General features: G+C 54.5%; 21 protein-coding genes. All 21 read right to left on the bottom strand.

Features of this window, described 5'->3' with window-relative positions:
* Position 1: 1 nt before the first annotated feature.
* The 21 genes from rplF to rpsL all read right to left on the bottom strand — a co-directional run bounded on the left by rplF (position 2) and on the right by rpsL (position 12,217).
* On the bottom strand, positions 2 to 535 hold the full coding sequence (gene rplF / locus PseuLF5_RS26910; RefSeq protein ID WP_003176412.1) for a 50S ribosomal protein L6: 534 nt from the start codon (positions 533 to 535) through the stop codon (positions 2 to 4).
* A gap of 12 nt (positions 536 to 547) precedes the next feature.
* Positions 548 to 940 (bottom strand): 30S ribosomal protein S8, encoded by a 393-nt coding sequence (gene rpsH, locus PseuLF5_RS26905; RefSeq protein WP_007918458.1) that lies wholly within the window; start codon positions 938 to 940, stop codon positions 548 to 550.
* Positions 941 to 1,149: 209 nt separating this feature from the next.
* Positions 1,150 to 1,455: a 30S ribosomal protein S14 gene (gene rpsN, locus PseuLF5_RS26900; protein WP_003228726.1), complete on the bottom strand. Its 306-nt coding sequence runs from the start codon at positions 1,453 to 1,455 to the stop codon at positions 1,150 to 1,152.
* Positions 1,456 to 1,468: 13 nt separating this feature from the next.
* Positions 1,469 to 2,008, bottom strand: a complete 540-nt coding sequence (rplE, locus tag PseuLF5_RS26895; RefSeq protein ID WP_003210069.1) for a 50S ribosomal protein L5 — start codon at positions 2,006 to 2,008, stop codon at positions 1,469 to 1,471.
* Positions 2,009 to 2,028: 20 nt separating this feature from the next.
* Complete coding sequence (gene rplX, locus PseuLF5_RS26890; RefSeq protein ID WP_003186046.1) at positions 2,029 to 2,343, bottom strand: 50S ribosomal protein L24; 315 nt, start codon at positions 2,341 to 2,343, stop codon at positions 2,029 to 2,031.
* A gap of 11 nt (positions 2,344 to 2,354) precedes the next feature.
* Positions 2,355 to 2,723: a 50S ribosomal protein L14 gene (rplN, locus tag PseuLF5_RS26885; protein ID WP_002555479.1), complete on the bottom strand. Its 369-nt coding sequence runs from the start codon at positions 2,721 to 2,723 to the stop codon at positions 2,355 to 2,357.
* 23 nt (positions 2,724 to 2,746) lie between these two features.
* On the bottom strand, positions 2,747 to 3,013 hold the full coding sequence (gene rpsQ / locus PseuLF5_RS26880) for a 30S ribosomal protein S17 (protein WP_003194644.1): 267 nt from the start codon (positions 3,011 to 3,013) through the stop codon (positions 2,747 to 2,749).
* 2 nt (positions 3,014 to 3,015) lie between these two features.
* Positions 3,016 to 3,207, bottom strand: a complete 192-nt coding sequence (gene rpmC / locus PseuLF5_RS26875) for a 50S ribosomal protein L29 (RefSeq protein ID WP_002555481.1) — start codon at positions 3,205 to 3,207, stop codon at positions 3,016 to 3,018.
* A complete protein-coding gene (rplP, locus tag PseuLF5_RS26870) occupies positions 3,207 to 3,620 on the bottom strand; it encodes a 50S ribosomal protein L16 (protein WP_003228729.1) in 414 nt (137 codons plus the stop codon). Before rplP ends, rpmC begins: the two co-directional genes overlap by 1 nt.
* Before the next feature lie 12 nt (positions 3,621 to 3,632).
* The gene (gene rpsC, locus PseuLF5_RS26865) at positions 3,633 to 4,319 is read right to left on the bottom strand and encodes a 30S ribosomal protein S3 (RefSeq protein WP_003176422.1); all 687 of its coding nucleotides are present in this window, start codon (positions 4,317 to 4,319) and stop codon (positions 3,633 to 3,635) included.
* Positions 4,320 to 4,332: 13 nt separating this feature from the next.
* Complete coding sequence (gene rplV, locus PseuLF5_RS26860) at positions 4,333 to 4,665, bottom strand: 50S ribosomal protein L22 (RefSeq protein ID WP_003103908.1); 333 nt, start codon at positions 4,663 to 4,665, stop codon at positions 4,333 to 4,335.
* An 11-nt stretch (positions 4,666 to 4,676) separates the two neighbouring features.
* On the bottom strand, positions 4,677 to 4,952 hold the full coding sequence (gene rpsS, locus PseuLF5_RS26855; RefSeq protein WP_011336172.1) for a 30S ribosomal protein S19: 276 nt from the start codon (positions 4,950 to 4,952) through the stop codon (positions 4,677 to 4,679).
* Between the two features lie 16 nt (positions 4,953 to 4,968).
* Positions 4,969 to 5,793 carry a 50S ribosomal protein L2 gene (gene rplB, locus PseuLF5_RS26850; RefSeq protein ID WP_003228734.1) on the bottom strand — a complete coding sequence of 275 codons (825 nt, stop codon included), beginning with the start codon at positions 5,791 to 5,793 and terminating at the stop codon, positions 4,969 to 4,971.
* Positions 5,794 to 5,807: 14 nt separating this feature from the next.
* Positions 5,808 to 6,107, bottom strand: coding sequence for a 50S ribosomal protein L23 (rplW, locus tag PseuLF5_RS26845; protein ID WP_002555488.1), 300 nt, complete (start codon positions 6,105 to 6,107; stop codon positions 5,808 to 5,810).
* Positions 6,104 to 6,706 (bottom strand): 50S ribosomal protein L4, encoded by a 603-nt coding sequence (rplD, locus tag PseuLF5_RS26840; protein WP_003228735.1) that lies wholly within the window; start codon positions 6,704 to 6,706, stop codon positions 6,104 to 6,106. The genes rplW and rplD overlap by 4 nt, the downstream gene beginning before the upstream one ends.
* A 12-nt stretch (positions 6,707 to 6,718) precedes the next feature.
* Positions 6,719 to 7,354, bottom strand: a complete 636-nt coding sequence (rplC, locus tag PseuLF5_RS26835; RefSeq protein WP_003228738.1) for a 50S ribosomal protein L3 — start codon at positions 7,352 to 7,354, stop codon at positions 6,719 to 6,721.
* Between the two features lie 80 nt (positions 7,355 to 7,434).
* Positions 7,435 to 7,746 carry a 30S ribosomal protein S10 gene (gene rpsJ, locus PseuLF5_RS26830; protein WP_003186070.1) on the bottom strand — a complete coding sequence of 104 codons (312 nt, stop codon included), beginning with the start codon at positions 7,744 to 7,746 and terminating at the stop codon, positions 7,435 to 7,437.
* A 157-nt stretch (positions 7,747 to 7,903) separates the two neighbouring features.
* The gene (tuf, locus tag PseuLF5_RS26825; protein WP_024164425.1) at positions 7,904 to 9,097 is read right to left on the bottom strand and encodes an elongation factor Tu; all 1,194 of its coding nucleotides are present in this window, start codon (positions 9,095 to 9,097) and stop codon (positions 7,904 to 7,906) included.
* Positions 9,098 to 9,128: 31 nt separating this feature from the next.
* On the bottom strand, positions 9,129 to 11,234 hold the full coding sequence (fusA, locus tag PseuLF5_RS26820; RefSeq protein WP_064589462.1) for an elongation factor G: 2,106 nt from the start codon (positions 11,232 to 11,234) through the stop codon (positions 9,129 to 9,131).
* Positions 11,235 to 11,264: 30 nt separating this feature from the next.
* The gene (gene rpsG, locus PseuLF5_RS26815) at positions 11,265 to 11,738 is read right to left on the bottom strand and encodes a 30S ribosomal protein S7 (RefSeq protein WP_016772941.1); all 474 of its coding nucleotides are present in this window, start codon (positions 11,736 to 11,738) and stop codon (positions 11,265 to 11,267) included.
* A 107-nt stretch (positions 11,739 to 11,845) separates the two neighbouring features.
* Positions 11,846 to 12,217, bottom strand: a complete 372-nt coding sequence (rpsL, locus tag PseuLF5_RS26810) for a 30S ribosomal protein S12 (RefSeq protein WP_003186084.1) — start codon at positions 12,215 to 12,217, stop codon at positions 11,846 to 11,848.
* Positions 12,218 to 12,377: the final 160 nt, after the last annotated feature.

The raw sequence follows: 12,377 nt of genomic DNA, 5'->3' as shown, positions 1-12,377 counted from the left end.
CCTACTTCTTCTTGGCTTCTTTACGACGGACGACTTCGTCCGCGTAGCGCACACCTTTGCCTTTGTACGGCTCTGGTGGACGGAAGTCGCGGATCTCAGCGGCCACTTGACCTACCAGCTGCTTGTCGATGCCCTTGATCAGGATATCGGTCTGGCTAGGAGTCTCAGCGGTGATGCCTTCCGGCAGTTCGTAATCCACTGGGTGCGAGAAGCCAAGGGCCAGGTTCAGAACCGTGCCTTTTGCTTGCGCCTTGTAACCAACACCGACCAGCTGGAGCTTGCGCTCGAAGCCTTGGCTTACGCCTTGGACCATGTTGTTTACCAACGCACGCGTGGTACCGGCCATTGCGCGAGTTTGTTGATCGCCATTGCGAGCAGCGAAACGCAGCTCACCAGCTTCTTCAACGATCTCAACGGACGAATGGATGTTCAGTTCAAGAGTACCCTTGGCACCCTTCACCGAAAGCTGTTGGCCTGCGAATTTTACTTCGACACCGGCTGGCAGCTTAACGGGGTTCTTAGCGACGCGAGACATGCTTATCCCCCCTTAGAACACAGTGCAAAGAACTTCGCCGCCGACACCGGCAGCGCGCGCAGCACGATCCGTCATCACACCTTTGTTGGTGGAGACGATAGACACGCCAAGACCGCCACGAACTTTCGGCAGATCTTCAACGGACTTGTACTGACGCAGGCCTGGACGACTAACGCGCTTCACTTCTTCGATAACCGGACGGCCTTCGAAGTACTTCAGCTCGATGGACAACGACGGCTTAGCGTCGGTGGTGATCTGAAAATCCGCGATGTAACCTTCGTCCTTCAGGACTTTTGCTACAGCCACCTTCAGCGTGGAAGACGGCATGCTTACGACAGACTTTTCAGCCATCTGGGCATTACGGATTCGAGTTAGCATGTCCGCTAACGGGTCCTGCATACTCATGGGCTAGACGCTCCTAATACAGAAAAATTAGCCTTGCGGCTACTACTTGTCGCCGAGAACTTCCGGGCATGAAAAACACGGGCTCAGGCGAGCCGGTCATTCTAGACACACCCCAGAAATGAATCAAGCCCCAAAAGGGGCTTGATTCAGATTCAAGGCCACCGATGGTCAGGTTCTTGCAAACCCGACCATCAAGGCTTTGACAACGATTACCAGCTGGCTTTAACCAGACCTGGAACGTCACCACGCATTGCAGCTTCACGCAGTTTGTTACGGCCAAGGCCGAACTTGCGGTAAACGCCGTGCGGACGACCAGTCAGGCGGCAACGGTTACGCATGCGCGAAGCGCTTGCGTCACGTGGTTGCTTCTGCAGAGCTACGGTAGCTTCCCAACGCGCTTCTGGACTTGCGTTCAGATCGACGATGATAGCTTTCAGCGCTGCACGCTTGGTGGCGTACTTGGCAACGGTGAGCTGACGCTTCAGCTCACGGTTTTTCATGCTCTTCTTGGCCATTTTCCTACTCCAATCAGTTGCGGAACGGGAATTTGAAAGCACGCAGCAGAGCGCGGCCTTCATCATCGTTCTTGGCAGTGGTGGTCAGGGTAATGTCCAGACCGCGGAGAGCATCGATCTTGTCGTAGTCGATTTCCGGGAAAATGATCTGCTCTTTCACGCCCATGCTGTAGTTACCACGACCATCGAAGGACTTGGCATTCAGGCCGCGGAAGTCGCGAACCCGAGGCAGGGAGATCGACAGCAGACGATCCAGGAACTCGTACATACGCTCACGGCGCAGGGTCACTTTGACACCGATCGGCCATCCTTCGCGGACTTTAAAGCCAGCGATGGATTTACGAGCGTAGGTCACAACGACTTTCTGGCCGGTGATCTTTTCCAGGTCAGCAACAGCGTGCTCGATGACTTTTTTGTCGCCGATCGCTTCGCCCAGACCCATGTTCAGGGTGATTTTGGTAACGCGCGGAACTTCCATCACGTTCGAAAGCTTAAGTTCTTCCTTAAGTTTCGGAGCGATTTCCTTCCGGTAAATCTCTTTTAGTCGTGCCATGGTCTTCTACCTAGCAGTGTTCAAGCATCAACCGCTTTTTGGGTCGACTTGAAGACACGAATTTTCTTACCGTCTTCTACTTTGAAACCAACGCGGTCAGCCTTGTTGGTTTCGCCGTTGAAGATGGCGACGTTGGAAGCGTGCAGTGGCGCTTCTTTCTCGACGATACCGCCCTGTACGCCCGACATCGGGTTAGGCTTGGTATGACGCTTGACCAGGTTCAGACCGCCAACAACCAGACGGTTGTCAGCAAGAACCTTCAGCACCTTACCGCGCTTACCTTTGTCTTTGCCGGCGATCACGATGATCTCGTCGTCACGACGAATCTTTTGCATGTCGGATCTCCTTACAGCACTTCTGGGGCGAGCGAGACGATCTTCATGAACTTCTCAGTACGAAGTTCACGGGTCACTGGCCCAAAGATACGGGTGCCGATCGGCTCTTGCTTGTTGTTCAGAAGAACAGCAGCGTTGCCATCAAAGCGGATAATGGAGCCATCAGCACGACGTACGCCGTGACGAGTGCGGACTACAACAGCAGTCATCACTTGGCCTTTTTTCACTTTACCGCGAGGAATTGCTTCCTTCACGGTAACTTTGATGATGTCACCGATACCAGCGTAACGACGATGGGAGCCACCCAGCACCTTGATGCACATAACACGGCGAGCGCCGCTGTTATCGGCCACATCGAGCATGGATTGAGTCTGAATCATATAATTTCTCCGACCCCTAGCCCTTAGACTTCCACAGCGCGTTCGAGAACATCAACCAGCGCCCAAGACTTGGTCTTGGCCATCGGACGAGTTTCACGAATAGTGACTTTGTCGCCGATGTGGCACTGATTGGTTTCGTCGTGCGCGTGCAGCTTAGTCGAACGCTTAACGTATTTACCGTAGATCGGGTGCTTAACGCGACGCTCGATCAGAACGGTGATGGTTTTGTCCATCTTGTCGCTGACAACACGGCCAGTCAGCGTACGGACAGTTTTTTCGGCTTCAGCCATGATCACTTACCTGCCTGCTGGTTGAGCACAGTCTTCACGCGAGCGATGTCACGCTTAACTTGCGAGAGCAGATGAGACTGCCCCAACTGGCCAGTTGCTTTCTGCATGCGCAGATTGAACTGGTCGCGCAGCAAGCCGAGCAGTTGCTCGTTCAGCTGCTGTGCGGATTTTTCACGAAGTTCATTCGCTTTCATCACATCACCGTCCGTTTAACAAAGGAGGTGGCGAGCGGCAGCTTTGCAGCAGCCAGGGCGAAAGCCTCACGCGCCAGCTCTTCAGAAACACCCTCGATTTCATACAGGACTTTGCCTGGCTGAATCTGGGCAACCCAGTACTCCACGTTACCCTTACCTTTACCCATACGAACCTCGAGAGGTTTTTTGGAGATCGGCTTGTCCGGGAATACACGGATCCAGATCTTGCCGCCACGTTTAACGTGACGGGTCAGAGCACGACGCGCTGACTCGATCTGACGAGCGGTGAGACGACCACGAGCAACAGACTTCAGCGCGAACTCGCCGAAGCTGACTTTGCTACCGCGCAGTGCCAGACCACGGTTGTGGCCGGTCATCTGCTTGCGGAACTTCGTACGCTTTGGTTGCAACATTTGGCGTACCCCTTACTTAGCAGCTTTTTTACGAGGCGCTGGTGCTTGTGGTTTCAGTTCTTCTTGGCGACCACCAATAACTTCGCCTTTGAAGATCCAAACCTTTACACCGATCACACCGTAAGTGGTGTGAGCTTCGTAGTTGGCATAGTCGATGTCGGCACGCAGGGTGTGCAATGGCACACGACCTTCGCGATACCATTCAGTACGTGCGATTTCAGCACCGCCGAGACGACCGCTCACTTGGATTTTGATGCCTTTGGCACCAATGCGCATGGCGTTCTGTACTGCGCGCTTCATAGCGCGACGGAACATTACGCGACGCTCCAGCTGCTGAGCTACGCTCTGCGCAACCAGCATACCGTCGAGCTCCGGCTTGCGGATCTCTTCGATATTGATGTGCACAGGCACACCCATTTGCTTGGTCAGGTCCTGACGCAGTTTCTCAACATCTTCACCTTTCTTCCCGATAACGATACCTGGACGAGCGGTGTGGATGGTGATGCGTGCAGTTTGAGCCGGACGATGGATATCGATACGGCTTACGGACGCGCTTTTTAGTTTGTCTTGGAGATACTCACGCACTTTCAGATCTGCGAACAAGTAGTCCGCATAAGTCCGACCGTCTGCGTACCAGACGGAGGTGTGCTCCTTGACGATTCCCAGGCGAATGCCAATGGGATGTACTTTCTGACCCATCTCTTCGACTCCGTTACTTGTCAGCAACCTTGACAGTGATATGGCAAGACCGCTTGACGATGCGATCAGCACGGCCTTTGGCACGTGGCATGATGCGCTTCAGCGAACGCCCTTCGTTGACGAAAACGGTGCTGACCTTCAGGTCATCAACGTCTGCGCCTTCGTTATGCTCGGCGTTGGCTACGGCCGACTCCAGCACTTTCTTCATGATCTCGGCGGCTTTCTTACTGCTGAAAGCCAACAGGTTGAGCGCTTCGCCCACCTTCTTCCCGCGGATCTGGTCGGCGACCAAGCGGGCTTTCTGGGCGGAGATTCGAGCGCCCGACAACTTAGCGGCTACTTCCATTTCCTTACCCCTTAACGCTTGGCTTTCTTGTCAGCCACGTGCCCGCGATAGTTGCGGGTACCGGCGAACTCGCCCAGTTTGTGGCCGACCATGTCTTCGTTAACGAGAACTGGGACGTGCTGACGACCGTTGTGTACTGCGATGGTCAGACCGACCATTTGTGGCAGGATCATCGAACGACGCGACCAGGTTTTAATTGGTTTGCGATCGTTCTTTTCCGCCGCCACTTCGATCTTCTTCAGTAGGTGAAGATCAATAAAAGGACCTTTTTTCAGAGAACGTGGCACTGTCGTATCCCTCTATTTACTTGCGACGACGGACGATCATTTTGTCGGTACGCTTATTACCACGAGTCTTCGCGCCCTTAGTCGGGAAGCCCCATGGCGATACCGGATGACGACCACCAGAGGTACGACCTTCACCACCACCATGTGGGTGGTCAACCGGGTTCATGGCAACACCACGAACGGTTGGGCGAACGCCACGCCAGCGTTTGGCACCAGCTTTACCCAGCGAACGCAGGCTGTGCTCGGAGTTCGAGACTTCGCCCAGGGTCGCACGGCATTCAGCCAGGACTTTACGCATTTCACCGGAACGCAGACGCAGGGTCACGTAGACACCTTCACGAGCGATCAGCTGAGCCGAAGCACCAGCGGAACGAGCGATCTGTGCACCTTTACCTGGCTTCAGTTCGATGCCGTGCACGGTAGAACCGACTGGAATGTTGCGCAGTTGCAGAGCGTTGCCTGGCTTGATTGGAGCCAGAGCGCCCGCGATCAGCTGGTCGCCAGCACTCACGCCTTTAGGGGCGATGATGTAGCGGCGCTCGCCGTCTGCGTAGCAGAGCAGTGCGATGTGAGCAGTACGGTTTGGATCGTATTCGATACGCTCGACAGTGGCGACGATGCCATCTTTGTCGTTGCGACGGAAATCGACCATACGATAATGCTGCTTATGACCACCACCGATGTGACGAGTGGTAATACGGCCATTGTTGTTACGACCACCAGTCTTCGATTTTTTCTCGAGCAGCGGTGCGTGAGGAGCGCCTTTATGCAGCTCCTGGTTGACCACCTTGACCACAAAACGGCGGCCAGGGGAAGTCGGTTTGCATTTAACGATTGCCATGATGCACCCCTTCCTTACTCAGCACTGCTGCTGAAATCGAGATCTTGGCCTGGCTGAAGGGAGATAACTGCCTTCTTCCAGTCATTACGCTTGCCCAGACCGCGAGCAGTGCGCTTGCTCTTACCCAGAACATTCAGGGTAGTGACGCGCTCTACTTTCACGCTGAACAGGCTTTCGACGGCCTTCTTGATTTCCAGCTTGGTTGCGTCAGTAGCAACCTTGAAAACGAACTGGCCTTTCTTGTCTGCCAGAACCGTAGCCTTCTCGGAAACGTGCGGGCCAAGCAGAACTTTAAATACGCGTTCCTGGTTCATCCCAGCAGCTCCTCGAATTTCTTCACGGCCGACACGGTGATCAACACCTTGTCGTATGCGATCAGACTAACTGGATCGGAACCTTGAACGTCACGTACATCTACGTGCGGCAGGTTACGAGCAGCCAGGTACAGGTTCTGATCAACAGCGTCCGACACGATGAGAACATCGGTCAGGCTCATGTTGTTCAGCTTGCCCAGCAGATCTTTGGTTTTCGGAGTTTCAACAGCGAAATCCTGAACCACGACCAGACGATCAGTACGCACCAGCTCAGCAAGGATGGAACGCATTGCTGCGCGATACATCTTCTTGTTCAGCTTCTGGGAGTGATCCTGAGGACGAGCTGCGAAAGTGGTACCGCCGCCACGCCAGATTGGGCTACGGATAGTACCGGCACGAGCACGGCCAGTACCTTTCTGACGCCATGGGCGCTTGCCGCCACCACGAACGTCGGAACGGGTCTTCTGCTGCTTGCTACCTTGACGGCCGCCGGCCATGTAGGCCACGACTGCTTGGTGAACCAGCGTCTCGTTGAATTCGCCGCCAAATGTCAGTTCGGAAACTTCGATCGCTTGAGCGTCATTTACATTTAATTGCATGTCAGCTTCCCCTTAACCGCGAGCCTTGGCTGCTGGACGTACAACCAGGTTGCCGCCAGTAGCGCCAGGAACAGCGCCCTTGACCAACAACAGATTGCGTTCAGCGTCCACGCGCACTACTTCCAGGGACTGCACGGTCACGCGCTCAGCGCCCATATGACCGGACATTTTTTTGCCCTTGAATACACGACCAGGAGTCTGGCACTGGCCGATAGAGCCTGGGACGCGGTGGGATACGGAGTTACCGTGGGTGTTATCTTGCCCGCGGAAATTCCAACGCTTGATCGTACCCTGGAAGCCTTTACCCTTGGACTGACCGGTTACATCAACCAGTTGACCAGCGGCGAAGATTTCAGCGTTGATCAGATCGCCAGCCTGGTACTCGCCTTCTTCAAGACGGAATTCCATGGTGGTGCGACCAGCGGCAACGTTCGCCTTAGCGAAGTGGCCAGCCTGAGCTGCTGTTACACGCGAAGCGCGACGCTCGCCGACAGTGACTTGCACTGCACGATAGCCATCGGTCTCTTCAGTTTTGAACTGGGTGACGCGATTCGGCTCGATCTCAATGACCGTGACCGGAATGGAGACACCTTCTTCGGTGAAAATACGGGTCATACCGCATTTACGACCGACTACACCAATAGTCATGTTGTAAACCTCATGAGTGTACGGGGCTTTCACCCGCTATGGCCGCCCATTTCAGAGCGTTACACGACTAAGACCGAGTCTTAGCCGAGGCTGATCTGCACTTCCACACCGGCCGCAAGATCAAGCTTCATAAGAGCATCAACGGTTTTATCCGTTGGCTGGACGATGTCCAGAACGCGCTTATGAGTGCGGATTTCGTACTGGTCACGCGCGTCTTTGTTGACGTGCGGGGAAACCAGAACGGTGAACCGCTCTTTACGGGTAGGCAGTGGAATTGGACCACGCACTTGAGCACCAGTACGTTTCGCGGTTTCCACGATTTCCTGGGTTGATTGGTCGATCAGGCGATGGTCGAAAGCCTTCAACCTGATACGGATTTGCTGATTTTGCATTGGATTTCAGACTCCGGCTGCTATTCCCACCGGGCGCAATACGCCCGTTAAAAGGAGGCGCAATTCTATAGACGCCCCAGATAGGTGTCAACCCAATAAAAAAGCCCCCGCTGAGCGGGGGCTTTTTCAATCCATCAAGCAGTCTCTATAAAAGAGATTACTCGATGATTTTGGCTACGACGCCAGCGCCGACGGTACGACCGCCTTCACGGATAGCGAAACGCAGACCGTCTTCCATCGCGATGGTTTTGATCAGGGTAACAGTCATCTGAATGTTGTCACCTGGCATTACCATTTCAACGCCTTCTGGCAGCTCGCAGTTACCAGTCACGTCAGTAGTACGGAAGTAGAACTGTGGACGGTAGCCTTTGAAGAACGGAGTGTGACGACCGCCTTCTTCCTTGCTCAGAACGTAAACTTCTGCGGTGAACTTGGTGTGCGGCTTAACCGAACCTGGCTTAACCAGAACCTGACCACGCTCAACGTCGTCACGCTTGGTACCACGCAGCAGAACGCCGCAGTTCTCGCCAGCACGACCTTCGTCGAGCAGCTTGCGGAACATCTCAACACCGGTGCAGGTGGTGGTGGTGGTGTCACGCAGACCAACGATTTCCAGTGCATCTTGAACGCGAACGATACCGCGCTCGATACGACCAGTCACAACAGTACCGCGACCCGAGATCGAGAATACGTCTTCGATTGGCATCAGGAATGGCTTGTCGATCATACGAACTGGTTCTGGGATGTAGCTGTCCAGAGTTTCAACCAGCTTCTTGACGGCAGTGGTGCCCATCTCGTTGTCGTCTTTGCCTTCCAGCGCCATACGAGCCGAACCGATGATGATTGGAGTGTCATCGCCCGGGAAGTCGTAGGTGGACAGCAGGTCGCGAACTTCCATCTCAACCAGTTCCAGCAGCTCAGCGTCGTCTACCAGGTCAGCCTTGTTCAGGAAAACCACGATGTACGGAACGCCTACCTGACGGGACAGCAGGATGTGCTCACGGGTTTGTGGCATCGGACCATCAGCGGCCGAGCAAACCAGGATAGCGCCGTCCATTTGAGCAGCACCGGTGATCATGTTCTTCACATAGTCAGCGTGACCTGGGCAGTCAACGTGAGCGTAGTGACGGATCAGCGAGTTGTACTCAACGTGCGCGGTGTTGATGGTGATACCGCGAGCTTTTTCTTCTGGAGCGCTGTCGATCTTGTCGAATTCAACTACGGCCGAACCGAAAACTTCGGAGCAGACGCGAGTCAGAGCAGCGGTCAGAGTGGTTTTACCGTGGTCAACGTGACCGATGGTGCCAACGTTGACGTGCGGTAGGGAACGATCAAATTTTTCTTTAGCCACGACAATTAACTCCTAGCCTAAAGGGGCTGAATCAGCCTTGTTTTTTGGTTACGGATTCGACGATGTGCGACGGAGCCGTATCGTATTTTTTGAATTCCATAGAGTAGCTTGCGCGACCCTGAGACATGGAACGAACGTCGGTCGCATAACCGAACATCTCACCCAGCGGAACCTCGGCACGGATAACCTTGCCGGACACTGTGTCTTCCATACCCTGGATCATGCCGCGACGACGGTTAAGGTCGCCCATCACATCACCCATATAGTCTTCAGGCGTAACAACCTCTACCGCCATGATCGGCTCAAGCAACTCACCACCGCCCTTCTGGGCCAGTTGCTTGGTCGCCATGGAAGCAGCCACCTTAAACGCCATCTCGTTGGAGTCGACGTCGTGGTAAGAACCATCGAACACGGTAGCCTTCAGGCCGATCAGCGGATAGCCGGCAACAACGCCGTTCTTCATCTGCTCTTCGATACCCTTCTGGATAGCCGGGATGTATTCCTTAGGAACCACACCACCTACTACTTCGTTCACGAATTGCAGACCTTCCTGACCTTCGTCAGCAGGAGCAAAACGGATCCAGCAGTGACCGAACTGACCACGACCGCCGGATTGACGAACGAACTTGCCTTCGATTTCACAGTTCTTCGTGATGCGCTCACGATACGAAACCTGAGGCTTGCCGATGTTGGCTTCGACGTTGAACTCACGGCGCATCCGGTCAACCAGGATGTCCAGGTGCAGCTCGCCCATGCCGGAGATGATCGTTTGACCAGTCTCTTCATCAGTCTTAACGCGGAAAGACGGGTCTTCCTGAGCAAGTTTGCCCAGAGCGATACCCATTTTTTCCTGGTCATCCTTGGTCTTAGGCTCTACGGCAACCGAAATAACCGGCTCCGGGAAGTCCATGCGAACCAGGATGATTGGCTTGTCAGCGTTGCAGAGGGTTTCACCAGTGGTGACGTCCTTCATGCCGATCAGGGCCGCGATGTCGCCAGCGCGTACTTCCTTGATCTCTTCACGGGCGTTTGCGTGCATTTGCACCATACGACCCACGCGCTCTTTCTTGCCTTTAACCGAGTTGATTACGCCGTCGCCGGAGTTCAACACGCCCGAGTAAACACGGACGAAGGTCAAGGTACCCACGAATGGGTCGGTAGCGATTTTGAACGCCAGAGCAGCAAACGGCTCGTCATCACTTGCGTGACGCTCCATTTCCTCTTCCTCGTTATCAGGGTTGGAACCCTTGATAGCAGGAATATCGGTAGGAGCAGGCAGGAAGTCGATAACGGCGTCGAGAACCAGGGGAACGCCCTTGTTCTTGAACGAAGAACCGCAAACAGCCAGAACGATTTCGCCGGCGATAGTACGCTGACGCAAAGCAGCTTTGATCTCTTCGATCGACAGCTCTTCGCCTTCCAGGTACTTGTTCATCAGCTCTTCGTTGGCTTCGGCAGCAGCTTCAACCATGTTGTTGCGCCACTCTTCAGCCAGCTCTTGCAGCTCGGCAGGAATGTCCTTGCGAACAGGGACCATACCCTTGTCGGAGTCATTCCAGTAGACAGCTTGCATGTTGATCAGATCGATCTGACCCTGGAAGTTGTCTTCGGAGCCGATTGCCAACTGGATTGGCACCGGAGTGTGACCCAGACGCTGCTTGATCTGACCGATCACGCGCAGGAAGTTAGCGCCAGCACGGTCCATCTTGTTTACGTAAACAAGACGTGGAACGCCGTACTTGTTGGCTTGACGCCATACGGTTTCCGACTGAGGCTCAACACCCGAAGTACCGCAGAACACAACGACAGCGCCGTCGAGTACGCGCAGGGAACGCTCTACTTCAATAGTGAAGTCTACGTGGCCCGGGGTATCGATTACGTTGAAGCGATGCTCGTGCGGGTACTGCTTCTCGGAACCTTTCCAGAAGGCGGTAATAGCAGCAGAAGTAATGGTAATACCACGCTCCTGCTCCTGAACCATCCAGTCTGTGGTCGCGGCGCCGTCATGCACCTCGCCCATTTTGTGACTTTTGCCGGTGTAAAACAGAACGCGCTCGGTGGTGGTGGTTTTACCAGCATCCACGTGAGCGACGATACCGATGTTACGGTAGCGGCTAATCGGAGTAGTACGAGCCATAAAGCCCTCGCAAAATTAGTGAAGCTAAAATTAGAAGCGGTAGTGCGAGAAAGCTTTGTTAGCTTCGGCCATACGGTGCACGTCTTCACGCTTCTTAACAGCAGCACCTTTACCTTCAGCAGCATCCAGCAGCTCGCCAGCCAAGCGCAGAGCCATAGACTTCTCGCCGCGCTTACGGGCGAAGTCTACCAACCAGCGCATTGCCAGAGCGTTACGACGGGAAGGACGAACCTCGACCGGAACCTGGTAAGTAGCACCACCAACGCGGCGCGACTTCACTTCGACCAGCGGAGCGATGGCGTCGAGTGCTTTTTCGAAGAGTTCCAGGGGATCGGTGCCGGCCTTACGAGCCGCAACGGTTTCCAGGGCACCATAAACGATACGCTCGGCAACGGCTTTCTTGCCGCTTTCCATAACGTGGTTCATGAATTTGGCGAGGATCTGGCTTCCGTATTTCGGATCGTCCAGAATCTCACGCTTTGCTGCTACGCGACGTCTTGGCATGATAAGCCCTCAAGCGGTCTTCAGGTTAGCTCGGGACAGATCCGAAGGATGCGTGCCCGACCTTACTCTTATCGACTCAATAAAATAAAAATCTGCAAAACGACCGATTACTTCGGACGCTTGGTACCGTACTTCGAACGACCCTGGTTACGGCCTTTAACGCCGGAAGTATCCAAGGAGCCGCGAACGGTGTGGTAACGAACACCTGGCAAGTCTTTTACACGACCGCCGCGGATCAGTACCACGCTGTGCTCTTGCAGGTTGTGGCCTTCACCACCGATGTACGAGGAAACCTCGAAACCGTTGGTCAGACGCACACGGCATACTTTACGCAGTGCCGAGTTAGGTTTTTTCGGCGTAGTGGTGTACACACGGGTGCACACGCCACGACGTTGCGGGCAGTTCTGCAGCGCAGGTACGTCGGATTTCTCGACGATACGCTTACGCGGCTGACGTACCAGCTGGTTGATAGTTGCCATCTACTAGCTCCACTGTTGTCTTGCGACGCTATTGTCTTGCAAGAAAAGCAAAATGGCAGGAACGAATTCCCGCCAAATTTAGGGGATCAAGAGTCTAAAGAGGATCTTGCCCCCAGTCAAGGCAAGGCCCCGACCTCCCCGCCCGTCGAACCTTGACAAT

Source organism: Pseudomonas sp. LF-5 (assembly GCF_037626295.1).
In the GTDB taxonomy this organism is placed as follows: domain Bacteria; phylum Pseudomonadota; class Gammaproteobacteria; order Pseudomonadales; family Pseudomonadaceae; genus Aquipseudomonas; species Aquipseudomonas monsensis.
This window is presented reverse-complemented; position numbering and strand designations above follow the sequence as displayed.